This window comes from Escherichia sp. HH41S (assembly GCF_009820115.1).
GTDB classification, from domain to species: Bacteria; Pseudomonadota; Gammaproteobacteria; order Enterobacterales; family Enterobacteriaceae; genus Escherichia; species Escherichia coli_F.
On record NZ_VNXE01000003.1, the window covers coordinates 13,751 to 36,158 of the forward strand.

The window sequence follows — 22,408 nt, forward strand, 5'->3', positions numbered from 1 at the left end:
GGGGCATTAAACAAAGCGATTTGAGCAGGACGATATTTCGTTATCAGCCGGATACGCGACGTGATGAGCCGGTGATTATGGCGCTGACCGTGGCGGCTAAGCGCTATCCGGCCCCACTGGCGCTGACACAATGTGGAACCAGAAAAATGGCTGCGTTACGTCACTGAGCATATCCAGGACTGGCCGGCAAACCGGGTACGTGATCTGTTACCCTGGAAAGTTGATCTGAGCTCTCAGTAAATATCAATACGATTCTGACGGGCCACTTACCCTTGTTATAGTTTTGAAGGGCGATAGTCAAATGTATCCACTACTATTTCACCCGCATGGACTAAGTCGTGACATTTTTTACAAACAACAAGTATGTTCTCTGGGGTTGCTTCACCACCCAGGCTGTAGTCTAAAATGTGATGCCCATGTATATCTAAACTAGCTCCACATCTTAATTCACAGTTATAACCCTCTCTGATTTTGGCTAATGCGATTGCCCGTGAGTGCTCATAGCTCCGAGTACTACTTATCTTCATCATCTCTAGCCTTGTCCTGTAATTTTATTCCTGTAGAAGGCGAATTGAGGCCTAGACTTTCCGATACAATAGAAATCAACTCTTCCATGAAGGTTTCTGCTTTTTCTTCGCTTGCTGATACTTTTACCATAATGTCAGTAGCTGATTTATTCTTTAACTTGCTTTTTTCTACCTTGTCAGGAACTTTGTTTATCCGAAGGTCACTACCAATCAAGCCAAGTTCAGCTGCTTGCTCAATGATTTCCTGGAAAGCTTTCTCCACTTTGCAAGTGTCACCAGAAAATCTAACTATTAAATCCTTTTCTTCCATGACTACTTCCTTTCAATAATGTGCGCAACCAAACCATGCTTTTTGGCTGTTTCTTTTATAAGCTTTTTTAGTTCTTTTTTCTTTTCTGGATCAACACGCCTATAAATTACAGAGCCAGTAACCTTATCATTTTCAGCAATATCCTTGCCTGAGCTAGTAGTTTCCGGAGTGTTTTCCATTTTATTCTTCCCATAACTCAGCAAGATCGTTCAAATCAGCATCCGTTATTAAATCGAAAGAACCACTACCTTGTGTTATTGCAAACACATCGAACTCTATAACCCTTCCATCCTTGTCCATCTTCAGTTGATAAATTACGTATTCGCCAGAAGATTTACTTACGTGAATGTCTTTACCTTCAACTTTTACAACTCTATCCCCACTTTTGAGGTCTAAAATTTCAAATTTTAAGATGTTCATATTTTCTCCGAATTTTGGGAATGCTATTTAATCGAGATTATAAGCTATAACAGCTATTATGTAGACCATTCCGTAATATCTAAAAGATACAATCACTATATGCCCATAAATTTATTTAAAATCAATAAGTTGAGAAGTTGGTTTAGTAGACTGACCTCAGCCTAGTAGACAATCCTACCCTAGTGTTGGACTGACCCCACACCCGTAGACAAATTTTGTCCCACGACGAGACCTGTTCAAAGGCCTCCGGACTGATGCCGCCGAAATGACTGTAGCGCCGGGCCCTGTTATTGAAGACATTACTAACATCGTGGTGTGTTAATCAATGGGGAGCAGGTCAACACAACCAGCCACGAAATTTGCTTTTGCCGGAGTGTGGCTGGTTGCCATTTTAAATTCAGAACGTGTACCGGACACCCGCAACGGCGGCCAAATCATTATATACCCGGTCGCCCACCTGGACACCGACATTGCCCCATACATTCAGGCCTGAAGTTATCTGTCCTTCCACACCCGCTCTGAAATCCCCGATATTACGGACACCATCCTGCTGAACGACAACACCGTCCATCCGCACCCCAAAATCCCGGGTATTATGCAGCCAGCTGGCTTCCACAAAAGGACGAAACTCACGGGATTTTCCGTCATCCATTTTACTGTGTCCCTGAATCCAGGTTCTGACACCAAGACGGGTACGGATGTTGCCATCACCCTCACTGGTTACCCGGGTTCCGTTGGCTTCACGATGTTCATCAGCCTTCATCCCCATCCGGACCACCTGTGCCTGAGGCTGGACGTACCACTTGTTCAGGCTACCCTGACTGCCGGTAAATCTCCCTATTTCCCGGGTATAGCCCACTTCCAGAGAGGCAGTGAGTCCTTTTGATTTAAAGGATTCACTCAACAATCCGTCGCCTTTTACCTGATTGTTAAACCAGCCGTACAGCACCTGACCATCTAGATAAGCACCATTACGTGAATCATCATCTGCATACCAGGTGGCATAGATCCCCGTACTGTAGCCATTCACACGACCTTCAGAGCGATTCCCGGTTCTGGCTGAACGCGTGTTACTGTGGCTGTTGCCATAGCCTCCCATAATCCCCAGATGCCAGCGGTCAGTGTCATTATGACTCCACTGTGCCAGGTCTCCCCCCAGCTGAAACACATAGCGGTTGCTCTGCGTACTCAGCTGGCCACTACCATCACGCCAGCGATTATGACCGCCTTCATGACGCATCCACATACTGGTTTCAGCCTCCCCGTCAGTACCGGTAACCTGCATTTTTGCCGGACGCTCATGAAGCCGGGAGACAAACAGGGTGTTTGCTGCAGCAATGCCGGCAACATAGCTACCCGCTTCCGGACGCAAATTATTATTCCGGACTGACACTGACGGCGTTTTGCTGCTGGTCAGGTACCAGTTTCCGCTGTCATTTCCCTGTCCACGCCCGAGCGCATAGTCATACGCTCCTGCCACAATACGGCCGTTCTGAACAAATTCGCCATCAGATGTGCCATCAACATGGATCAATTCAATACCATTGAGCGTCTGTGCTCCTGTGCCACCGGTATTGTTCACCCGGACGTAAGTCGTCCCGCTGGTATTTCCCCGGACAACCAGTTTGTCTGTGGCGGAATCATCCCCTTCCAGAACGGTATTAAAAATAACGGTGCCACCCGCTCCGTTATAATCACCCTCAATCGTCAGTGTGTTTCCCGCCGCAATCCGTTTCCCGGGACGACTGTTCAGATTAACAATTCCCCCGTTATTTAACGTGAATGATGTCAGATTTGAATTACCTGACATATTCCAGGTGCTGTCGGTTAAATTTAACCGTATGCCTCCGCCGGTCCAGGTGTTTTCTTTATCTGCTTTAACCACATCCGTTGCACCGGAAAAAACAGAGCCATGACGCAGATCCATATCCACAATGGCATTATTGCCTTGTGAAATCACGTTACCATCAATGACTGCCTTGTCTGTAACGACAATGCCTGAGTCATCGCCATCCGCAAGGAGAGCAACCTGATTATCCGTCCGGGAAGCATCAATATAAGTATCCCCGGAAAGGCTGACTTTTGAACCACTTCCCCTCGAAAGAATGGCGGCAACACTGGTATATCCCGTACCGGCATCTTCCGACTGAACAGAGACATTTCGGGCATTAACGGTACCACCTGATAGCGCACGAATACCGACCGTGCGTGCATTCTGTGAGCGGGTTTTTATGTCGGTATTTTCAAGCGTGACAGTTGTGTTTATCCCCTTTGAGGTCACCCCTGACAAACCATTAACCTGAATTAAATTCCGGCGGGTATCACTGCCAATATAATCGATGGTTGTCAGCTGTGGGGGAGTGGTATAACCGGGGTCACTGGTTGCGAACAGCCCGTGCATATTTTCAGTTTCCACGACACTCCCCGCACCGACAGAAATCCGGCCCCCCATCAATGAATAAAGTCCCGCACTTCCGCTACCTGATGCGGTTGTAGAAACATGAATTTTTTCAGCATTAATCACCGCGCCCGCACCGGGCGCATAGGGCGCGCCTTTTGCCTCAAGACCGCCCAGGGCCGATTTAATAACTGTTGAGCCAGTCAGCGTCAGTTCGCTGTAATGCTGCGCCTCAATACCCGTACCGTTGGTTTCTATGGTCAGGTTTTCTGCATTCAGGCTTGCCAGTGTATTGCTTTGCCCCATGGCAGATATACCCCGGACACTATTATCAGGCTCAGTAGCCGTGGTGACAGTAATTTTATTATTACTCCCTGTTAATGTTACTGCACCGTTACTGGCAATATTAATCCCTGAGGCCTGGCCCTGCGCAACAACAGACAGGGTCATATCTTTTCCGTTAACCTGACCCTCAGAGTTTGTGTTTATCCCGTAAGTCAGATTCTGGCCCGAGTTATTCAGAAACATGCGGGTCCCTGAACCAAGATCCACCCGGCCTCCACTCACGGCAAAAATACCCGTCAGATAACCTTCAGAAGTGCTGACATCCACGGTAATCCCGCCACTTCCGGATACAGAATAAGCATCATTTTTACCGGCACTAATAGCCGTTACAGAGGATGCTGCACTGTTTTTTATTACATCGCCCTCATTCAGGATCAAGGTTCCTTTTCCCTTGTCAATAACCCCCATTTCCTTTGCCTGCGCCACATGACCGGTAAGGCAGACCGCTGTTATACATAATGTCAGATATTTAATATTAAACATTCTCCAGGTTCCTTGTGTGATGAACCGAATGAAATAAACCACACTCTTTGAATGGTTAATTATTATAACCGGGCGCAAATTCACTGTGCAAATAAGCCAGCACAAGAATGCTGGCTCAGGGTAAAATTACCTGCTCAACCAATAAATACCCTGTATCAGGCTACCTGTTCCTGACGGGAGCACAGACGGCACACCCAGTTACCCAGATAATGCCCGGGCGTCAGCAACACACGGCGTCGCTCATTACACAATGAGTTGCCAATCACCACTTCTCCGGCCACACCACACAGCGACAGTTGTATATACGCCATGCCGGCTGCCAGCGGGTCAATATCCGTTGCCGACACCCACATCCTGCGGTATGCCGGATACCCCGAACGATTCAGGATGTCAGCCATAGCCAGAATCATACTGCCGGCACCACAGGCCGGTTCACGAAGCGTAATAAAGGGTTTGTTCTCAAACAGCGTCGTCACATTCCCCAGCTGCATCTGCGCCATCATGCTGGCCACACTCCAGGGTGTGAAAAACTGGCCCCGGTGTTTATCTCCCAGTTCCAGTTGCATGAACACGCTGCCCAGAAAGTCACAGAATCCCTGCTCCAGTCCCTCAATGACATGGGCAAGCAAATGCGCAATGTTGATAACATCCTGCTTTTCATAACCACTGACGATTCGCAGGTACTTCTGCTCCCGTACCTCACTGAACTGAAGCCGGTTCTCCAGGGCAATCACACTGCAGCTGACAAAGTCCTCAAACACCTTATGGCGTTTGTGATAACGGGCGGTCTGATTAAACAGCGAAATGAATGCTTTCTGATGGTCGATAAAGGTGGCCATGTGAATCTCCGTAAAAAACAGGGAACACATGGCCCCGGGGAGGAACAGGTGTTCCCCTTCGGGCTGAAATGAAAGATGACAGGAAAAAACGAGTGCCACGAATGTGGCACCCTGAGGTTAATTACTGGCCTGAAGCCAGCGGAACCGGTAAAGGTGCGGCTTCTGTCTGTTCTTCAGCACGCTCCTCCACCAGATACAGCCGGGGCTGAGGAAGTGTTTCCCTGCCCGGCCATTCGGCCTGCGGGTCACTGTCCGTATGTTCACCACCGTCGTAACAGTTGTAACCCTGTATACCCCGGACAGGTTCGCTGTACCAGTGCCGTATCTCGCAGTCGAACACCTTCGAGATTTCACCAACCAGCTCACCTGAAGGCGGATACCAGGGCGTGTCAGTCAGCAGCACCAGACTGCTCATCTCATCACGCACCCAGCGGACATTGTGACCTGATGGCCACTCCACACCGTATATCCGGCTGTAAAGGCTGGTCGTGGTGGAAATGCCCTGCAGCAGTCCACCTGAACCGTTCAGCTCTGTGGCCAGACGGGAGGGTATGACCATCAGCATGTCACAGGGCTGCGCCTGCTCCGGATAATCCGACAGCCGGCTCCAGCAGGCTCCGGCATCAATGTGTTCGCTTAGTCCGACCAGGCCAAACCAGTCAGAATACTGACAACGCATTAACGCGGTGATTGTCTCCCGGGCATTATCCGGCAGATTCCCCCAGCGGACTGCGCCAATACATGTCTGGTGATAAAGGCGGTCAATGGTCTTTATCGTCTCTTCATCCAGTACGGCATCTTTTACCAGCAGCCCCAGCCACTGTTCAAATGCCTGGTTAGCCGGAGACGACATCCCAGTACCGTGACGAACCAGCGCCGGATATGGCGGATACTGCGTCGTCCGGGTGGGTTTCACCAGTCCTGCACAACCGGCCAGAAACAGCTGTATACTCTGCTGTATGGCATGGCGGTAACGCGGTGTCTCACATCCTTCAATCCACTGCGTCAGCACATCCAGGCAGACTGACTTACCGGTAATTTCAAAACGATTCTGGCACCATTCAGACATGGTTTACGCTCCTCTTTTTGTATCAGATGTAAAAAGAGGGCACTGTCCCGTGAGGAACAATGCCCTCACGGGATGAATGGCGGTCAGGTTACCCCCTCCGCCAGCGGTTCAGATTATGCGACCCGCGCCTGCGAAGCCCGCTGCATCAGTAAATACTCTGATGCTTCACGTGCCTGCCGGCAGGCGCGAAACAGCGCTTTTTTGTCAGACTTCAGGACGTTAAGCCATCCGTCAATATAACTTTCGTGCTGTACGTCACCAGTAATCCCCAGATGTGCGCACAGAAAAGCACTGCCCATCTCGGCAATCAGCTCTTCGAACGCATATTCCGGGCTTTTACGGCCGGCAAAAGAACTTATCCCGGCCCGCCGCAGACGCTTTTCATGACCGGTACTGTGTACCAGTTCATGCAGCAGGGTGGTCCAGTAATCGGCCACCGAATCAAACTGTGACGACAGAGGCATCACGATACGGTCAGTGTCAGGCCGGTAGAATGCCCTGTCCTGTGGAAGTGACGAAACACTGACGCCACTGCCATTCAGTACCGGCAGCACCCGCTCACTGATGGTATCAGCCGGCAGTGCATCCGCGCTGCCTTCCGCCTTCACCATCAGATGCTCAGGTAAACCGTCGCACTGTCCCACATTAAACAGAGGATTCGCTTTCAGTACCGGTACCGTTTCCATGAGTGGTTCCCCCTCACTGTCCGTCAGCCGGTTACCGTGCTCATCCACAGCCTGTCTTTTCCAGTCTTTGTAAATCACCGCCAGCGTGGCCACCTCCCCTTTACGGACGTGTCCACCCAGTTGTTGCGCCTGACGGTACGTCAGCCAGTGATTGCTGGCGTATCCGGCTTCATCCGCAGTCAGCCACAACAGCAGGACATTCACTCCCGTATAAGGCTTCCCGGTCAGGGCGTTTACCGGCATCATCTCCGGCTCGCCCGCGCCGTTACGCGCAGAATGCCAGGGGCGCTTCCAGGGTGGAACACCATTTTCAATGGCCGTCACAATCCTGTCGGTCACCAGCTGATACAGGTCACGTTCCGGCGTTTTGTTCGCGGTACGTGAAGTATGTTTTTTCGTTTTCATAAGAGCACGCTCCATAAAAAAGATGCACGCTCTCCGTACGGTGAGCATGCACCGTACGGTTAAATTAATAACGAAAATCAGACTGGCCGGACTTACCACAACGCCAGCATCACCAGTGAACGACGCTCAAAATCAAACGTCTTCAGCGTATCGCTGACCCACGCTTTTACGTCATCCACGTCATACCAGTAATCGCCGGCATAGTCTTCGCCCCGTAAACACGAGTTTCTGACATAAGGAAACAGCCTGTGGCAGTTTCCCGGCGTCAGCATACTGAGGTCACGCAATAATGCAGCCAGTGACCGGCGTGTTACCGGGAAAGTATGCTGCTCATCTGAAGCATCAGTATGGTTACGGAACCATGTCAGAAGCGGCATCACCTTACGGAAAGCCCCCACTTTCTGATGTTCCTGTGTTTCCACAACGGCACCATTCTGATGGTTATCACGAGCCATAAAGTAAATATCGAGTCCCATAACAATTCTCCTGAATAACGCAGGGACTCTCCCCACAGGGATATGTCCCTGCCGGGGTATATGAATGACGGAATACGCGATGGCGTTATTCCGGGTAAATGAAAAGAAACAACGGTGTTCTGTCAGTGTCCACCGGCAAGTGCACGCAGCCAGTAAAGCTGATGTCCAGCCTCTTCCAGTGCTGACCAGTCATCCGGGGATAACTGTCGCCCCTGACCGGACAGAAACTGCAGCAGTAAACGGTCAAACGCATCTCCCCTTACCGGAGTGGTTAATACAGACTCCGGTGCAGAAAAATTCTCATGCCCCAGGAACCGTTTTATCCATTTCAGCGGCAGTGACCAGCTGGCACCACCGGCTGTGGAATGAATGCGGAAACAGTCCGGACACAGATTGTGCAGCAGCACAAACACCGTACGGGCAAAGAAATCCCCCGGCTGGCGTCCGAAATTCAGTTCCTTAAGCACCAGGATGTTCTGACGATACTCCCGTTCAATGGTGACATTCACCGACCACAGCCCGTCTGCAGACCGGCTGTAAAACGCCAGAATGTCCGTTACCGGAAACAACTCAGACGCCCGGCTCAGGAAGCCGAAATACGCATTCTGCGGCCGTAACGCCTCCGGCAACTGCCAGAAGGTTTCTGTTACGGCCAGAACAAAAGCATGCCACTGCTTTTCCGGTATTGTGGCAACCTGCTCAAGGGTATATACCACCGGCTCACGGGCCGGACGTGAAAATAATTCAGACATGGAACATTCCTCATGGTCAGATTAAAAATAAACAACGGGGAATGCCTTCCTGACGGAGGGCACACCCCGTCAGGGTCAGATTATGAACTACATCATGTCGTGCCGGGCAAAACAGGCATCCGCTCCGGCCGTCAGCTTTCCGGTACTGATACTGTCAGTCCAGATTTCATGATTAATTTCACGCCCCAGCGCCATCAGACTGTCAAGCGCCTGACGAGCCTGAACTCCCGGAGCAGGAATGTTCTCCTGCTCCAGGTCATACAGCAGCCAGCCCAGCGCCTCACCGGTATCCCACAGTTGCACGTATACCAGTGAAGGCTCCGTCTCATCATCCGGCTCCGGGGTAATACCCAGTCGTTGCCAGGCACGTAACCGCATCAGCTCACCTTCCAGCTGGCTGATATGCGCCAGCAGAGCAGACTGCGTCTGCAGTGCTGAATAATGAACAAGTAAGGGTGAATACATAATGACCTCCGTCTGTTCAGGAAGTCCTGTCCCTGACAGAACAAAACTCCCGTCAGGGAAAACACCGGCGCAGACACACGGTGCAGTAAGTAAAAGAAAAACCGTTCAGTCTGCGTCGGAAAAGTCAACACAGGCCTGCTTCAGGATGCCGGTTACACGTTGATTCAGACATTCAGTCCAGCCATCGTTCCATCCACGCTCCCATGGATTGCAGACATCGTTACAGCCGTTCTTCCATGTCTTCCATACCCCCATCTCCATGACAGCCCCCAGCCTGCGGCCTTTCGCTCGTATATGCCACAAAAACGGCCGGAAAAGTCCTGATTTCAGTTGGTCACCACCGCTTTTGTAGCCCAGATGACGTGCAATACCTTTAAGATATTCAAATGCTTCATTCTGCATTCCAGCCGCTTTTGCCAGCGAGCTGTACGCATCACGAAGTATCGTCATACCTTCCAGTTGATACTCACACCACGCACGGACAGCCGACACCGGTGCGATTACCCGAAGAATGGTGCAGACACGCCATACAACAACGTAAAGGAGTATTAACAGACTATTCATGTGTTCACCTCAGAGACAAAAAATCACGCGAACACACCACCCCTGCGGGAAGCGTGTTCCCGACAGGGTAATAAATGATAAATCAGCAGGGCTGTACGACGCTTTCACCAGCCTGCAGACCAAACCGGTAACGCAGGGTAGTCAGTTGTTCCGCCATACGACAGGCGGCATGCCAGGTTCTGCGACGGGATATCCGCCCGGTAAACCGGTTCAGACAAATGACCTCACGCGGTAACGGCTGATACCAGCCTGTGTACGCGTTGCGGTGCATTCCCTGCCGGTAGTACAGGCAGGGTGTCCAGACACCACCACGACGGAACATACAGACCCGCACGCTCAGATTGCCGGCCGGATTGGTGTACCAGCGACTGTAATATGACAGGTTATTGCGGGAAAAAAACACACGCAACTGAGCCGTCATTCGCCGGAAAAAAGAAGAGATGCCCGGTTCAGGGCACAAAATAAACGTTGACATAAAGACTCCTGTAAAAAAAAACGGGAGTCTTCGCCCCGACGGACAAAAACACCCGTCAGGGGACAGAAACATCAATTCGTGATTAATGCTTCAGCTCAGTAGAACTCATTCGAAATCGCATTCGAAATATTCATTTCTGTCAATATAGACACACTGAGTCCAGCCATCGCGCCAGCCGCACTCCCATGGATTGTACCTGCACACACGTGCCTCCATCTCTATAAGAGCACCCAGCGCATGACCTTTCGCGCATATATGCCACAGAAACAGCCGGAGAAATCCTGATTCCAGCTTTTCATCGCCGCTTCTGTACCCCAGATAATGTGCGAGGCCTTCGAGATAGCTGAACAGCCGATAAAGAAGTACTTTTCCTTCACGCATTTCTGCCGCCTTTGCCAGTGAGCGGTACGTATAACGAAGGATCGACATACCTTCCAGATGATACTCACACCACGCACGTACAACCGACTCTGGTGCAACCCTCCCAAGAATGGTGCAGGCAAGCCATACGACAGAATAAAGAAGTGTTAACAGAATGTTCATGTGTTCTCCTCTGATACAAAACATCACGGGAACACATCTGCCCTGCGGGAAGCATGTTCCCGACAGGGTAATAAACGACAAAACAGCAGGGCTGCACGATGCTTTTATCGCCAGCACAGTCGAAGATAAAATGTCATGCGCCACTGCCATCAGACAGGGTGCATAACTACCATGCGGAACACACCCGCACAGATTAAGTATAAAAAGCCCTCATCGTCGCGTCATAATGCGCTTTTTATGACGACATTCTGCTCTCAAGAGCGCGCAGATTTGCCCCATTCACGTGGAATGCACCGTCCTTTCAGGCTCAGGAGGTGTTGAATGCAGCCACCCGAAGGCGTTCCTCACAGACTGCCGGAACATTGGTGGTCACCCGAAGGTAACAAAGTTAGCCTGTATATTTTTAAGGCACAAAAGATGGATGTCAAGCTATTCAACATCGATCCAAAAAGGAATATTATGTGTTCCCTTAACTGGTTCTCCTGGAGGGAAAACACAGGTACCTTTCATCAGTATTTTTCTTCCCGTCCATCTGACATCACAGTCAAAATCTCCCACCACATCAAAATAATCCGGAATCAATATATCGCGCCAGGTAGTGTGACCACAAAGGCGAATCTTTTGTAATCTCCTTTACAGAGACTATTTTCATTAAAATAGTACAACCCATGATATTTACCCGCACAAAATTGATATAAGTTATTACTCATAGCCTAATAACTGACAATAAACCTGTTCAATATATCGCCCTCTGCCATCGCCATGACCAAGGTCAATTGATGTCAGTGCAAGTGCCTCCTTATAACTGTAACCATTCATAATATGATATTTCATGGCACTTGCGGCGTAACTGTACCGAAAACTGTGTGCGGTCTCATCTCCGCCTTTCAGTTCTCCATAACGTCGTAACGTATTAAGATAATAATCCATTGCCGACTTAAGATTATCTCTGTCTATCAGACGTTCATTATGTTCACTGGCATATTTGAGTGCATAATTAACAGCATCAAGAACTTTATCCCGATCAACAACCGTTGTCATTCTTTCCCGTCCCCCTTTCGTGCCAAAAATCACTCTTATTTTTTCATCTCCCCGTTGTAACGCTTTTTTCCACGTCCGTAACGATTTGGCCGACTGGACAGCTTCTTCATTTCTCAGACCGAGATAACGTGACAGTTTAGCAACAGCTGCCACACCTTTATCTTTTGCTTCCACGCGCTGAAGAATTTCCCTGAAACGCTCATCCGTAATTAATTTCTTCGTACCTTTACGGCTTCCTCCAGAAATACCTAACGCCTTATTGCTGAGACGGGGATGTTCAGGAGCTGCCATTTTATGTTTACCGGCCTGACGTAGCATAACCCGTATTGCAGACATTTCATTTTCTCTGGTTCGCTTTGAAACATCACTCCTGCTGTTCATATATAATTCAATATGCCGCACTTTTACCTGCGCAGCAGAACTGATCTGTATATTCAGTTTAGCCAGCCTTTCCGCAAACCGGTGCATGATCCGGGAATAGTCACTCAGCTTCTTAAAACTCCCCCGGTCTTTCCGGATATGAGCAACCAAATCCTGTTTCAGTAATTTTTCACGTCTGGACACAAATACCTCCTCTTTGTCTTAAACAGCTGTACGGACAGCAGATGAATTTTGCTGTTGTGCCGTGAACACAACAGCAAAATTCATCTGCATTCTCCCTGGCGACACGGTTAAGCGTTGCGATCCTTCGGGTAATGAGTGCCTGAGCGCCAGGGTAGCGCAGACTGTTTAGGTATTGAGGGGTAACAAACCGGTGTTGCACACCGACTGCAGCATTCGCTGTACCTGTTTCCAGGTCGCCCCCGATACCACCCCTAATAAGTGGTATCGCCGGTTCGGCATCTCACTACATAAAACTCCTTAAAAAACAATAAAATTCTGCAAGAAGAACGGCCGATGAACGTTATTCACGGTATCGTCTGTACGTTTGCAGAGAAGGTTGAAAAAACACTCTCACGTCTGGTCACTTCTTCAAATGTTAAAAAACATCCCGTGACGCGACGGTTTGTGCGGGTTCGTAAAGCAGACGCGCATGCGTCACTTTGTCATCGTTACACGCCGACAAAAGTGACGCCGCGCAGCTTCAAACTCCACATACGCACGCAAGCGGCCAGATTTCAGATGGCCTTATGCCGTGCGTACAGTCGTAAGAAGCCCGGGGCGAATGCCCGAACAGATTAAAGACGTCAGTCCGTGGTTTACGGATGACTACAGACCGATCATAGCGGTACTGGATGGAAGTAAAAAAAGCCCTCATCGTCGCGTCATAATGCGCTTTTTGTGACGACATTCTACTCTCAAGAGCGCGCAGATTTACCTCATTCACGTGGAATGCACCGTCCTTTCAGGTTCAGGAGGTGTTTAGCTAGCCACCCGAAGGCGTTCCTCACAGGCTATACGGAACATTGGTGGTCGCATAGCGACAATTACAGCGGGGAAAGATTAGCAAGACGGACTTTTATATGTCAACACCCTCACAGGAGGATTTTTATTTATAAAAAAGGCCGGTTAACACCGGCCTGAGCTGTTATATCAGATATGATTATCTGATGGTGAAGGTATTTCAGCCTCTGATACATCACTTGTTTTTTCAGGAACTGCATCTGCAATTTTTTTAAGTTGCTTATAGATATTAAACATCAGAATAACCATTTCACATCCGACTCTCAAACCTATAACACCAAATACAAGACCAATAAGTCCCGCAAAGAAATTGGCGAACATTCCGATGATACCGCCAACAACAGTAATAAACAGAAAAACCCAGTAAATTACTTTTATTATCTTTGGCGTAATCATTTCATCAAAATCAAGCCACTGACGAAAAACATTATTCATAATCCAATCTCCATATATTAAAACAGTAAAATTTATCACTTATTTTAATGTAAGAGTACAGTTTTAAGGAACAATAGTTTCATTACAACCTCTTTGTCTCATTATAATCTCAACACTATCTTATAAATTATTTTTCCACACAATACGCAGGTCCAGAATCAGACAACTTCTTGCCAATTGAAGAACAGTACTCTGCTGTTTTTGATAACTCCCAGCTTCGACCGAAATCGAATGACAAAGCAGCCACCACAATAATTAACAAAGCGAAAAGAATTTTATTTCTCATAATCATACTCCCATCATCAAATCATTACTTCTGACCATAATTTATCTGACTCTTCCTTCTGCCACATCCTTCACTCGTTTAAATAACGGTGCAAGCGTTGATTCTTTCAGATGTCCTGGAGCCGGTGATGCGTACGTTATATAAAGACGACTCCCTTTACCATTTTTTTCAACTTCAATGGTAAGATGATCATCAAACTGACCGCCATCCCAGTCACTCCCCATTTTGTAATAGCTACCAGGTATCGCGTCCCATATATGTCCATTATCTTTTATTGCCGAAGCCTGCCATTTCCCATCAGTAGTTCCATTATTACGAATAGCGTCAACTTCCTCATTCGAATAAAATTTATAGTACCGCTTTAATCTTCCTGCAGCCGTATCAACATCAACGGGGATTTCCGTTACATTTTCCCGTTTTTCCCTTTTGGTCGGCGCTTTCTGTGACAGTAACGGCATACCATTATCAGCAGTTGATGAATTATTACCGCGTAATGCACCAGTCAAAGCAAAGGCACCATCACTGATTTGCTTGTTAACCGCAGCAATTTCATCAACAGAACAGGCGCTCAGTATCAGACATGACACACAAACAAGTAACAACTTTTTACCCAACATTAACACCTCCTTTTGAGACATTTATCGGTAGATTCTGTATGGTTTTTATCCTGTATTTATACAAAAACAGGGTATAATTTGAACATCAAATTCATATCACAGAACTAAAAATTAGGAGTTTTTTAATGACAACCTATTGATTAAGGTAAAATTTTACACTTGCGCATTTATCATACAGGCAGTATGATAGCATCGGGTTATTAGTATGATGGATGAATTGGGAGGGAAATTAATCTTATGAATATGTTGCTGAAAAAGATCCTTTGTGCACTCCTGCCAGATCCTGCACCAGAGTCAGATGATAACACCGAGAGCACAGATAACCCCCTCTTTCCATCATCAAGCACAAATCATCACATATACAATAATGATTTAGATGACTATTATTATCGTGCTAAAGATTACTACGGAGGTCCATATAAAACACCACACGAATAATATTAACAATGCTGACATTAATATAACATCAGCATTGTTTTTTCATCTGGTTTACTTTAACCCTTTATCAATTCCCTTAGAAAAACTGCTCACACCGCTTTGAGCAATATTACCTGCTTGACCTCCCGCTTGTTGCGAAAATTGACCAGTGGTACTTATACCTTTATCAATCGTCATTCCAATGCTCACTCCGGCCCACGACAGTGCCCCAAGCCAGACTGCCGGCAACACCATAAACATCGTCCCCATTACCAGATTCATTATCAGATCGTCCGACGTGTTCTGGAATCCCATCATATTGAACCGGGTATGCGTGTCCGAACTGTACAGTGCCGTCAGCATCCAGCTGTCAAGCCATCGTGCAAGCTCCCACCAGAACGTCAGAAAGTTCAGCGCAAATACCACAAACGTCAGCGTGATCAGGGTTGACAGCTCATATGCTGCAAACGCCAGAATCAGCGGCAACATGATATAAATTGCCATCAGCAGAATGGCCTGCACCATTGGCAGCGCCTGCCGCATTGCATCAAGCGCCGGGAATGCCCCCAGTGCAGCCACCGCACTACCAGCCGTTCCCGCAATCCTGGCCACTGCGTTCATGGTCGTCATATCCGCATTCCCACCATATCCGCGGTAAACCTCGCCGTCCTGAGAGACTGTCAGACTCTTCGGACTCACCAGCCGTCGGACAACTTCTTCCTTATAATCAACCTGGCTGCTGCCAATCATTTTCATCGCCGCTGACAAACGCAACCAGTAACTGTCACTGACCTCCGCAATCACCCGTGCCCTCAGACCTTTATCTGCTGCCAGCCACCATTCATTACATGTCGGGTATCCTCCACGTCCCGTATTCGGGCGCCCGCTGTCCCGCGCTTCATTCCAGGGAAAAGCCGCACGGGGGAGTTTTGACTGCAGCGTCATGTAATCGCCTTTCATAAACGTGGCACTCCCTATCCACGCAATATCTGAAAGGAGTTTTTTATCCTTCGTCTGCCCCTGATCCCTTTGTTTCCACATATACAGGGCCAGCGAATAGCAGTCGTTGGTAAAATCCTGCAACTCATCTGCCAGCGCACGGTTTTCAATAAACGTCCGCTGAACTTCAAAACGTAACTGACGCAAATCAGGCCGACAGGGGATCGACGCAACTGCAGCCTGTGTCACCCCTTTGGATAATTTATGCACCATCACCCACCAGAGTGGTGCTGCTGCAGTCCGATCCCCAAGACTGGAAATAACACCACTGTAACCGGTATCTCCGGGATCTTTCGGTGTCCAGGTTCCGCATGTTTTTGCCCGCGTTTTATCAAACTTAATGCTGTCAAGACTGACCTGAACCAGAGGCACGCAACAGACAATCATCACAAAGAAAGCACCGTAGAGTACATTCTCAATACGGGGCAGCGAAAGTAATCCCTTGTTACCTTCGTCTTCCCCCTCTTCCCGGACTTTCAGCCAGATCCCAATAACCTTAAATACCAGCGGCAGCGCAAACAACCCGGTACCGATTAGCACATCCCACAGGCCATTATTCACCACCCAGCCCAGCAGGGTCAGAAAATATTCCAGATAATTATTTGTGGTCATAACGCATCAACGCCCCGAACCGGCAAAAATGGAGTATTCACACAACAGAACAAACAAAACACTGACTGTGGACATACGAAGAAAAGGTGCCCTGTATTCCTGTCTGAAGCCCGGTGCATGCCAGATTTTCCACCCCCACCATCCGAGCGCGCAGTAGACACACAGACGCCAGATCAGCCAGCCATAACGCGTCTCATACATCCATTCTCGCAGGGCAGCAAAACCCTCTGCATGGCGAATACCGGTATTTGCCAGCCACAAAGAAAACACGGTGATACCTGCCAGTAGCAGCAGATACAGAATAAGCATCTTTCCCTTCCTTTTTAGCCGGCCGCGCATTCCTGCTCCCGTATTCGCCTTCATCACCTTATTCCTCATCAGGGACCTCCAGCGCATGCATCCGGCTGTCAGCATTATCTGTCTGCTGAATCATCGGATTGTTCCCAACCCGTTCATTCTCCCGTTCAATAATGGTCAGCACGCTGTTGCGGGCCAGCTCGCGCTTCAGCTCCATCTCGTTTTTCAGTGCTGCAATCTCCCGATCCAGCGCCTCAATACGGCGGCTTCCTTCTTCAATCGCGGCATCCTGCGCTGCAGCATACGGCTCAGACATCCCCGTCATAATCATCCTGCGCATCAATAGCGCCGTCTCCACCGTATCTGCCATTGCCAGTTCACCGGCCAGACGTCCGGTCAGCGCAGCATTATCCGGATCCCGTTGCAGCGCCTTAATCACTCCGGCCGTTACCGTCAGACTGCCGGACCGGAGTCTGGCCAGATTCGCTGCTGTCGGCTTTTCAGTACCATTAACCAGTTTCACCAGTTGCTCTGTATTCACTTTCACCGCTTCTTCCAGCATCGGCGTGAACCCGGTTCCTGCAACCGCCACTCCCGGCTGTTGGTCTTCATCCCCGCTGGTACATTCCGCTGCGTTCCCGCAGGTCCGCATGGAACGATCACCCAGCACTTTCACCACCGCCTTTGCCGCCTCTTCAGCATTACTGAACTTACTGCAGACACTTCCGGTGCAGCTGGCGGTTCCGACTGTTGATGTACTGGTAACCGGCAGGTTATTCATCATGTTAAAGCCCGCTGCGGCCAGATCATGTGTGGGGCGAATAGCCGGCTGCCCGGCACCACCACGGGCCTGACCGCCAATCCATTTCCGGCCTTCTTTCCCGGTAGCCTTACGACCGGCATCATCTCCCCGGATGGCATCACCATCCCCTGAATTCACGATTTTCTTGTACTCATCCAGCATCGCAGCCTGTGTCCACTTACTGCTGTCCGAAAACTCCATCATGCGCTTCGCCATGTTCTGGCAGTTCAGCTGTGCCTTGTCGAACGCCACATTTGCCTGTAACACCCCGTTAGTCAGGGCGTCATACAACCCCGGATTAGCCCGCTGGATAACCATCGCCGGCAGGCTGGCCACCGCCCCCGTCGCCCCCTGTATCACATCCCCCATCAGGTTTTTAAAACCGTCCGTCACCCCGTTCAGCTGATTGCTCACCGTAGTTTTCAGGTCAAAGTTGCCGCACATCAGGTTGCTGCTCCAGCCAATATCCACCCCGAGCTTCTTCATGTTGCTCCGGGTCGCCGGCTGCGATATCACTGACCCGCCTCCCAGGGTGTAAAACAGTTTGTCCGAAATGGCACCGTCAATGGATTTCCCGTACCCGATGGCACTGTCATTCACCTGTGGCAGGGAGAGACCGAACGTACTGCGTTCATTCTCCGCTGCACTGGCCACAGAGCTGCAGGCCAGCATGACGGCCAGTGCCACGACATTTATCAGTTGTGGTTTATGCTTCATGATTTGCTTTCCTCTAAAAATTCGTACTGCCCAGGAATTTCTGGCCCCGCTTTTTGCAGCAACTATAGGGACGCCACAGGGCAAAAGCGGCATTACCGTCCTCCGGCGCGGCATAACTGCCATCCGGGAACACGGCGCAGGATGAAGAAACGGAAGGGGTCAGGCGCTGCCACTTGTGATTACGGGTGCCGGTGTTTTCTTCCACCGCATCCGGTGGCCAGTAGCCATCCTTTTTTCGGCCTTTCAGTGACTGATAAACGTGAGGTTCTCCTGTGCGTGTGATGATATCCGCCACCCGCTGGGCAACCAGGGCTGCCGCTTTGTCATCATCGGTCTGGCTGACAAAACCGGAACGGGGGTAGATATTTCCCCACATGTCCGCATCACGCTGACTCCCCAGCTCCCGTCTGCCGGGTATCATGGCTTCGGGCCAGAGGGATTCGGGCATACCGGTGCGCCAGGCAAGACTGTCCAGTGTACTGAGAAAATAAGGCCTCAGTGGCGTAGCAGCAGACTCACACGAATACCCGGGAATGCTGCCCCCGATAAGCAACGTGGCCGGATGCCCCAGCGCATCCGCGTATTTGAAACGGATGGCTGATTTACGCTGTCCCGGCGATTTCATATCTGCCGGGTTTCCCCCGCCGGCAGACAGCCCGGCAATCCCGCTGCTGATGGCGTTCTCCACACCGCCGGATGTCTGACTGACCAGAGCCATCTCCCGCCAGGGATTACCGCCCGGTGCGGTATAGGTGGATACCACTGCTTCAGGGATAAAATGTGAAACCTTCACGGACGTTCTGACCCGACACCCCGACCAGGAGCAGTGCAGCCAGTAACAGATACCGCTGACCCGCCAGCTGATGCAGCTCTGAGAGACCGCGCCGGCCACTATCTGTGCCGTATTCAGGGAAGCGCCGGACACGGAAACGGTCGCCATACACAGCAGCAGAGCACCGGCATAACGTCGTGTTCGCAACCCTGTCATGGCTGGCCTCCCTGACTCCTGAGCCGCTCAGCCCGTGCCACATCGGTGGTGCCGTACACCACTTCCCGGTCATCGAACACCACCGCAGGGTATTTTTTAAGCCCCAGCGACCAGGCGTGGGTCACCTGGCGGTAACGTTCTGCAAGGTCAGCCTGTGCAGACTGCCATTCAGGGGACTGCATGTGCTCACGAACAGCCACCTCAGCCATTTCAGGGTCAGCCGGTAACAGGCCGAATAAAGCGTCCTGCAGTTGCTGTGGCCCGTCGAGCAACACAACCTGTACATCAGGAGGTGGATTAACCGGCAGATGTGCCGAATCGGTATAAACAGTGGTGCCGGCAACTGATATCACCGGCAGAGCAAGAAAGGAATACAACAGCTTCCGGTACATGGAATGACTCCGTCAGACAATACATACCTGACAGCGTGCGCAGAACCACCGGGAAGGTCATCAATAAATTCAAAACCGGAAACTGAAAATTTCTCAGGCTTCCCTGCGCTACTAATCAACACCAGGATTGTTGACCATAAGCTGAGCTGACATCGGTCAAAAACCTCCCTGCCCTGATACACTAACCTCGTTGTAAAAAATTATTGCTGCATTATAAAAATGACCATGAGTCAGAATTACCTCATTCGCATCGATAAACCGGAAAGACCGCTCACTGAGCCTGCTCAGGTTCCCCGTCAGAAAGAGCAGAAACTAAAACGGGTTGAAGAGACGGTGTTTTTCCTGCACGCCCTCCGGGGTATCCTTCAGGCAGATGCAGGTCACCTGCGTCTGAACGCCTGACGCACAAACAAATGCGGAGTAAACCATTGCTGACGCTACTGTATAAGTGAGGTACAAATGAAAAGATACTTAATTATTTTATTTTTTATTACAGGCACTTCTGACGCCTCAGAAGCCATATCAAATAAGTACACAATAGATTCGGACAGCCAGTTAATATTATCGAATGGAAATATTAAGGCCGTTGGCAATGTACACGCTGTAAGCGGGGATATGACTATTGATGCAGAAGAAGCCATTTATCATCGTGAAGACCCCGACAACGCCTATATAACTGCCACAGGTAACCCAATAAAATACAATGGAATAACTGAAGATGGCCGGCCATTCTCGGGAAACTCCAGGAAACTTAAATATACTCCGGAAACAGGAGAGGTAATTCTTACCGACGAGGCATTTGTTCAACAGAATGGTAATTCCCTGTCGGCAGAAATAATAACATACAATACCATCACAAAAAAAATGACAGCTTCTGCAACTCCCGGTAAAAGAGTAAGGAGTGTAATTTATCCTGACAGGATATCACAGAATAAAAAATGATTACCCTTGTTAGCAGTATGCTGAATCTGCCAGCAGCTTTTTTTACCCTGGCAACTTACTGTCAGGGTAAAAATCAGACACCATTCAGCAGAGGGCATTAACTGACTGGCATGCGCTCCCCCTGACACTTACTGTTATCTGAACATTCATGTGTGTACATTCTTTATGTTACTGATGATAAAACAACACAGATTCGCTTTCCTTCTCGCAGCCCTGATGAGTACCTTCTTTCTCAATCTGCTTCCGCTGAACGCAACCGGATACAACCTGAATGCGTTATTACAGATTGCAGCAGGTGTCAATCTGCTGCAACGCCGCTATCAGGCCTTTTCATTCATTGTTTTACTGGTCATTTTTGCCGCCACACACTGGTTACACACTGCCAGTGACATGGCCCTGTTGTACTACGGAAGCTACCTGGCCTTTTTCCTTATCCTGTCTGCCATTGTGTTCCGTCAGGTAATATTCTCTGCCCGGATAAACACGGAATCCGTCTGCGCCGCACTGAGTGGATTTTTGCTTATTGGCTATATGGGATTCTTTATGTTTTCTGCAATAGAAAATTATACGCCCGGCGCATTCCGTGGACTGTCACATGACGAACTGCAGATGATGAACGAACTGTTTTACTATTCGTTTATCAGCATTCTGACTGTAGGATATGGCGATATTGTGGCTGTCAGCTGGCCTGCCCGCAATGCCACTATACTGGTTATTCTCACGGGATATATTTATTCACTGGTTTTTATTGCCCGCATCGTCAGCGGACTCTCTGTTTCAGACAAATAACCCGCTCAAATTATAACTTTGATGTATTATGTCCCAAAGCCACCTGTATCATCAGGTGGCTGATAAGGGGGCGGCAGGATGCTGTTTACCTGCGTGCAGACCACCGGTCAGGCCAGCCGCCATTGTTTATAATGTCTGATTTGTATAATCCGTAAACATGACACTGATACCTGTGAAATTAACAACCAGAGTGCTTCTTGCCTTATCTTTATTCTTCGCTGCCAGCCTGCCCGGACAGGCTGCCGTCACTGTCACTGAAGGCAAACAGTACACAAAACTGGATAATCCGGTAAAAGATGCGCCACCGGTCGTGGAATTCTTCTCGTTCTACTGCCCGGCATGCAGCAGTTTCTACAGTCCCTACCAGGTCAGTAAAAACATTGAAGCAAAACTGCCGGAAGGAGTGAAAGTAGAAAAATATCACGCCAGTTTTATGGGGGAGATGGGAAAACAGCTCACTGAAGCCTGGTCCATCGCTAAGGCACTGGGTGTGGAAGATAAAGTGGAAGGACCACTGTTTGAAGCTGTACTGAAACACCGTTCGGTAAAAAGCGAAGATGACATCAAAGCTGTATTCGTTCAGGCGGGGGTGGATGCCGGTGAATTTGATGCCGCCAGAAACAGCTTTATGGTGAAAACGCTGACTGCCCGCCAGGAGCAGGCTGCTGAACAGTTTGGCCTTACCGGAACACCGGCTTTTTACGTCAATGGTAAGTACCAGATTAAAAACAACGGTATTAAGGATGGTTCAACAGAAGGCTATGGCAAAGAGTTTGCCGAAGTGGTATATCAGCTGATGACGACAAATCCCTGATATATTTGCAATATCTGCTCTGCCTGGCTTACTCCGGCAGAGCGTTTTGCATACCTGCCTTGCTGATATATAAAAAAACCGGGCATATCTGCCCGGCTG

Annotated in this window: 28 protein-coding genes and 1 pseudogene; 7 read left to right on the forward strand and 22 right to left on the reverse strand. The window is 49.3% G+C overall.

Annotated features, from left to right (window positions below; all coding sequences use genetic code 11):
* Positions 1-20: 20 nt before the first annotated feature.
* Together FQZ95_RS26055 and FQZ95_RS00035 are read left to right on the forward strand one after the other, a co-directional pair.
* On the forward strand, positions 21-167 hold the full coding sequence (locus FQZ95_RS26055) for a hypothetical protein (protein WP_202384080.1): 147 nt from the start codon (positions 21-23) through the stop codon (positions 165-167).
* Positions 127-240, forward strand: a pseudogene (locus FQZ95_RS00035) (transposase domain-containing protein); the annotation flags it as partial. The gene FQZ95_RS26055 and the pseudogene FQZ95_RS00035, both read left to right, overlap by 41 nt.
* Before the next feature lie 35 nt (positions 241-275).
* Here FQZ95_RS00035 and FQZ95_RS26895 read toward each other — a convergent pair.
* The 14 genes from FQZ95_RS26895 to FQZ95_RS00105 all read right to left on the reverse strand — a co-directional run bounded on the left by FQZ95_RS26895 (position 276) and on the right by FQZ95_RS00105 (position 10,757).
* Complete coding sequence (locus FQZ95_RS26895; RefSeq protein ID WP_160529717.1) at positions 276-530, reverse strand: HNH endonuclease; 255 nt, start codon at positions 528-530, stop codon at positions 276-278.
* A complete protein-coding gene (locus FQZ95_RS00045; RefSeq protein WP_160529718.1) occupies positions 514-837 on the reverse strand; it encodes a hypothetical protein in 324 nt (107 codons plus the stop codon). Before FQZ95_RS00045 ends, FQZ95_RS26895 begins: the two co-directional genes overlap by 17 nt.
* Positions 838-839: 2 nt before the next feature.
* Positions 840-1,016 (reverse strand): hypothetical protein, encoded by a 177-nt coding sequence (locus FQZ95_RS00050; RefSeq protein ID WP_160529719.1) that lies wholly within the window; start codon positions 1,014-1,016, stop codon positions 840-842.
* A 1-nt stretch (position 1,017) separates the two neighbouring features.
* Positions 1,018-1,257 carry a hypothetical protein gene (locus FQZ95_RS00055; protein WP_160529720.1) on the reverse strand — a complete coding sequence of 80 codons (240 nt, stop codon included), beginning with the start codon at positions 1,255-1,257 and terminating at the stop codon, positions 1,018-1,020.
* Between the two features lie 397 nt (positions 1,258-1,654).
* Entirely contained in the window at positions 1,655-4,483 is a 2,829-nt protein-coding gene (locus FQZ95_RS26660) for an autotransporter outer membrane beta-barrel domain-containing protein (RefSeq protein ID WP_160529721.1), read from the reverse strand.
* A gap of 155 nt (positions 4,484-4,638) precedes the next feature.
* Positions 4,639-5,322, reverse strand: a complete 684-nt coding sequence (locus FQZ95_RS00065; protein WP_160529722.1) for an N-6 DNA methylase — start codon at positions 5,320-5,322, stop codon at positions 4,639-4,641.
* Between the two features lie 121 nt (positions 5,323-5,443).
* Entirely contained in the window at positions 5,444-6,391 is a 948-nt protein-coding gene (locus FQZ95_RS00070; RefSeq protein ID WP_160529723.1) for a DUF1281 domain-containing protein, read from the reverse strand.
* 113 nt (positions 6,392-6,504) lie between these two features.
* Entirely contained in the window at positions 6,505-7,482 is a 978-nt protein-coding gene (locus FQZ95_RS00075) for an ArdC family protein (protein WP_160529724.1), read from the reverse strand.
* Between the two features lie 92 nt (positions 7,483-7,574).
* Positions 7,575-7,958 (reverse strand): hypothetical protein, encoded by a 384-nt coding sequence (locus tag FQZ95_RS00080; RefSeq protein WP_160529725.1) that lies wholly within the window; start codon positions 7,956-7,958, stop codon positions 7,575-7,577.
* Between the two features lie 122 nt (positions 7,959-8,080).
* Positions 8,081-8,710 carry a hypothetical protein gene (locus tag FQZ95_RS00085; protein ID WP_160529726.1) on the reverse strand — a complete coding sequence of 210 codons (630 nt, stop codon included), beginning with the start codon at positions 8,708-8,710 and terminating at the stop codon, positions 8,081-8,083.
* Between the two features lie 87 nt (positions 8,711-8,797).
* A complete protein-coding gene (locus tag FQZ95_RS00090) occupies positions 8,798-9,175 on the reverse strand; it encodes a hypothetical protein (RefSeq protein WP_033879139.1) in 378 nt (125 codons plus the stop codon).
* Between the two features lie 105 nt (positions 9,176-9,280).
* Positions 9,281-9,739 (reverse strand): hypothetical protein, encoded by a 459-nt coding sequence (locus FQZ95_RS00095; protein WP_160529727.1) that lies wholly within the window; start codon positions 9,737-9,739, stop codon positions 9,281-9,283.
* A gap of 82 nt (positions 9,740-9,821) precedes the next feature.
* The gene (locus FQZ95_RS00100; RefSeq protein WP_040089398.1) at positions 9,822-10,214 is read right to left on the reverse strand and encodes a hypothetical protein; all 393 of its coding nucleotides are present in this window, start codon (positions 10,212-10,214) and stop codon (positions 9,822-9,824) included.
* Positions 10,215-10,319: 105 nt separating this feature from the next.
* Positions 10,320-10,757, reverse strand: a complete 438-nt coding sequence (locus tag FQZ95_RS00105; RefSeq protein WP_202384070.1) for a hypothetical protein — start codon at positions 10,755-10,757, stop codon at positions 10,320-10,322.
* A 321-nt stretch (positions 10,758-11,078) separates the two neighbouring features.
* Here FQZ95_RS00105 and FQZ95_RS00110 point away from each other — a divergent pair, with 321 nt between their 5' ends.
* Positions 11,079-11,384, forward strand: coding sequence for a hypothetical protein (locus FQZ95_RS00110; protein ID WP_160529728.1), 306 nt, complete (start codon positions 11,079-11,081; stop codon positions 11,382-11,384).
* A 75-nt stretch (positions 11,385-11,459) separates the two neighbouring features.
* Here the strand turns inward: FQZ95_RS00110 and FQZ95_RS00115 are convergent, their stop codons facing one another.
* From FQZ95_RS00115 to FQZ95_RS00150, 8 genes are all read right to left on the reverse strand, one after another.
* Positions 11,460-12,362, reverse strand: a complete 903-nt coding sequence (locus FQZ95_RS00115) for an integrase domain-containing protein (RefSeq protein WP_160529729.1) — start codon at positions 12,360-12,362, stop codon at positions 11,460-11,462.
* A gap of 969 nt (positions 12,363-13,331) precedes the next feature.
* Complete coding sequence (locus FQZ95_RS00120) at positions 13,332-13,637, reverse strand: DUF4282 domain-containing protein (RefSeq protein ID WP_160529730.1); 306 nt, start codon at positions 13,635-13,637, stop codon at positions 13,332-13,334.
* Between the two features lie 327 nt (positions 13,638-13,964).
* A complete protein-coding gene (locus FQZ95_RS00125) occupies positions 13,965-14,540 on the reverse strand; it encodes a hypothetical protein (protein ID WP_160529731.1) in 576 nt (191 codons plus the stop codon).
* Positions 14,541-15,029: 489 nt separating this feature from the next.
* Positions 15,030-16,568, reverse strand: a complete 1,539-nt coding sequence (locus tag FQZ95_RS00130; protein ID WP_160529732.1) for a conjugal transfer protein TraG N-terminal domain-containing protein — start codon at positions 16,566-16,568, stop codon at positions 15,030-15,032.
* 6 nt (positions 16,569-16,574) lie between these two features.
* Positions 16,575-16,877 (reverse strand): hypothetical protein, encoded by a 303-nt coding sequence (locus tag FQZ95_RS00135; protein WP_160529733.1) that lies wholly within the window; start codon positions 16,875-16,877, stop codon positions 16,575-16,577.
* 58 nt (positions 16,878-16,935) lie between these two features.
* Entirely contained in the window at positions 16,936-18,384 is a 1,449-nt protein-coding gene (locus FQZ95_RS00140; protein WP_160529734.1) for an integrating conjugative element protein, read from the reverse strand.
* Positions 18,385-18,397: 13 nt separating this feature from the next.
* A complete protein-coding gene (locus FQZ95_RS00145) occupies positions 18,398-19,372 on the reverse strand; it encodes a TIGR03756 family integrating conjugative element protein (RefSeq protein WP_160529735.1) in 975 nt (324 codons plus the stop codon).
* Entirely contained in the window at positions 19,369-19,764 is a 396-nt protein-coding gene (locus tag FQZ95_RS00150; RefSeq protein ID WP_160529736.1) for a TIGR03757 family integrating conjugative element protein, read from the reverse strand. The genes FQZ95_RS00145 and FQZ95_RS00150 overlap by 4 nt, the downstream gene beginning before the upstream one ends.
* Before the next feature lie 225 nt (positions 19,765-19,989).
* Between FQZ95_RS00150 and FQZ95_RS00155 the strand changes: the two genes are divergently transcribed.
* From FQZ95_RS00155 to FQZ95_RS00170, 4 genes are all read left to right on the forward strand, one after another.
* On the forward strand, positions 19,990-20,166 hold the full coding sequence (locus FQZ95_RS00155) for a hypothetical protein (RefSeq protein WP_160529737.1): 177 nt from the start codon (positions 19,990-19,992) through the stop codon (positions 20,164-20,166).
* A gap of 57 nt (positions 20,167-20,223) precedes the next feature.
* Positions 20,224-20,706 (forward strand): lipopolysaccharide transport periplasmic protein LptA, encoded by a 483-nt coding sequence (lptA, locus tag FQZ95_RS00160; protein ID WP_160529738.1) that lies wholly within the window; start codon positions 20,224-20,226, stop codon positions 20,704-20,706.
* 165 nt (positions 20,707-20,871) lie between these two features.
* The gene (locus tag FQZ95_RS00165; protein ID WP_160529739.1) at positions 20,872-21,495 is read left to right on the forward strand and encodes an ion channel; all 624 of its coding nucleotides are present in this window, start codon (positions 20,872-20,874) and stop codon (positions 21,493-21,495) included.
* A gap of 157 nt (positions 21,496-21,652) precedes the next feature.
* Positions 21,653-22,309 carry a DsbA family protein gene (locus tag FQZ95_RS00170; protein ID WP_160529740.1) on the forward strand — a complete coding sequence of 219 codons (657 nt, stop codon included), beginning with the start codon at positions 21,653-21,655 and terminating at the stop codon, positions 22,307-22,309.
* Positions 22,310-22,408: the final 99 nt, after the last annotated feature.

What these genes read in the sequence shown, in the direction of transcription:
- FQZ95_RS26895 (WP_160529717.1), bottom strand. Translation starts at nt 530, where the DNA reads ATGATGAAGATAAGTAGTACTCGGAGCTATGAGCACTCACGGGCAATC.
- FQZ95_RS00105 (WP_202384070.1), bottom strand. Translation starts at nt 10,757, where the DNA reads ATGAACATTCTGTTAACACTTCTTTATTCTGTCGTATGGCTTGCCTGC.
- FQZ95_RS00125 (WP_160529731.1), bottom strand. Translation starts at nt 14,540, where the DNA reads ATGTTGGGTAAAAAGTTGTTACTTGTTTGTGTGTCATGTCTGATACTG.
- FQZ95_RS00065 (WP_160529722.1), bottom strand. Translation starts at nt 5,322, where the DNA reads ATGGCCACCTTTATCGACCATCAGAAAGCATTCATTTCGCTGTTTAAT.
- FQZ95_RS00080 (WP_160529725.1), bottom strand. Translation starts at nt 7,958, where the DNA reads ATGGGACTCGATATTTACTTTATGGCTCGTGATAACCATCAGAATGGT.
- FQZ95_RS26660 (WP_160529721.1), bottom strand. Translation starts at nt 4,483, where the DNA reads ATGTTTAATATTAAATATCTGACATTATGTATAACAGCGGTCTGCCTT.
- FQZ95_RS00130 (WP_160529732.1), bottom strand. Translation starts at nt 16,568, where the DNA reads ATGACCACAAATAATTATCTGGAATATTTTCTGACCCTGCTGGGCTGG.
- FQZ95_RS00135 (WP_160529733.1), bottom strand. Translation starts at nt 16,877, where the DNA reads ATGCTTATTCTGTATCTGCTGCTACTGGCAGGTATCACCGTGTTTTCT.
- FQZ95_RS00100 (WP_040089398.1), bottom strand. Translation starts at nt 10,214, where the DNA reads ATGTCAACGTTTATTTTGTGCCCTGAACCGGGCATCTCTTCTTTTTTC.
- FQZ95_RS00075 (WP_160529724.1), bottom strand. Translation starts at nt 7,482, where the DNA reads ATGAAAACGAAAAAACATACTTCACGTACCGCGAACAAAACGCCGGAA.
- FQZ95_RS00155 (WP_160529737.1), top strand. Translation starts at nt 19,990, where the DNA reads ATGAGTCAGAATTACCTCATTCGCATCGATAAACCGGAAAGACCGCTC.
- FQZ95_RS00085 (WP_160529726.1), bottom strand. Translation starts at nt 8,710, where the DNA reads ATGTCTGAATTATTTTCACGTCCGGCCCGTGAGCCGGTGGTATATACC.
- FQZ95_RS00120 (WP_160529730.1), bottom strand. Translation starts at nt 13,637, where the DNA reads ATGAATAATGTTTTTCGTCAGTGGCTTGATTTTGATGAAATGATTACG.
- FQZ95_RS00110 (WP_160529728.1), top strand. Translation starts at nt 11,079, where the DNA reads ATGCAGCCACCCGAAGGCGTTCCTCACAGACTGCCGGAACATTGGTGG.
- FQZ95_RS00165 (WP_160529739.1), top strand. Translation starts at nt 20,872, where the DNA reads ATGTTACTGATGATAAAACAACACAGATTCGCTTTCCTTCTCGCAGCC.
- FQZ95_RS00050 (WP_160529719.1), bottom strand. Translation starts at nt 1,016, where the DNA reads ATGGAAAACACTCCGGAAACTACTAGCTCAGGCAAGGATATTGCTGAA.
- FQZ95_RS00070 (WP_160529723.1), bottom strand. Translation starts at nt 6,391, where the DNA reads ATGTCTGAATGGTGCCAGAATCGTTTTGAAATTACCGGTAAGTCAGTC.
- FQZ95_RS00170 (WP_160529740.1), top strand. Translation starts at nt 21,653, where the DNA reads ATGACACTGATACCTGTGAAATTAACAACCAGAGTGCTTCTTGCCTTA.
- FQZ95_RS00090 (WP_033879139.1), bottom strand. Translation starts at nt 9,175, where the DNA reads ATGTATTCACCCTTACTTGTTCATTATTCAGCACTGCAGACGCAGTCT.
- FQZ95_RS00055 (WP_160529720.1), bottom strand. Translation starts at nt 1,257, where the DNA reads ATGAACATCTTAAAATTTGAAATTTTAGACCTCAAAAGTGGGGATAGA.
- FQZ95_RS00095 (WP_160529727.1), bottom strand. Translation starts at nt 9,739, where the DNA reads ATGAATAGTCTGTTAATACTCCTTTACGTTGTTGTATGGCGTGTCTGC.
- lptA (WP_160529738.1), top strand. Translation starts at nt 20,224, where the DNA reads ATGAAAAGATACTTAATTATTTTATTTTTTATTACAGGCACTTCTGAC.
- FQZ95_RS00145 (WP_160529735.1), bottom strand. Translation starts at nt 19,372, where the DNA reads ATGACAGGGTTGCGAACACGACGTTATGCCGGTGCTCTGCTGCTGTGT.
- FQZ95_RS00045 (WP_160529718.1), bottom strand. Translation starts at nt 837, where the DNA reads ATGGAAGAAAAGGATTTAATAGTTAGATTTTCTGGTGACACTTGCAAA.
- FQZ95_RS00140 (WP_160529734.1), bottom strand. Translation starts at nt 18,384, where the DNA reads ATGAAGCATAAACCACAACTGATAAATGTCGTGGCACTGGCCGTCATG.
- FQZ95_RS00150 (WP_160529736.1), bottom strand. Translation starts at nt 19,764, where the DNA reads ATGTACCGGAAGCTGTTGTATTCCTTTCTTGCTCTGCCGGTGATATCA.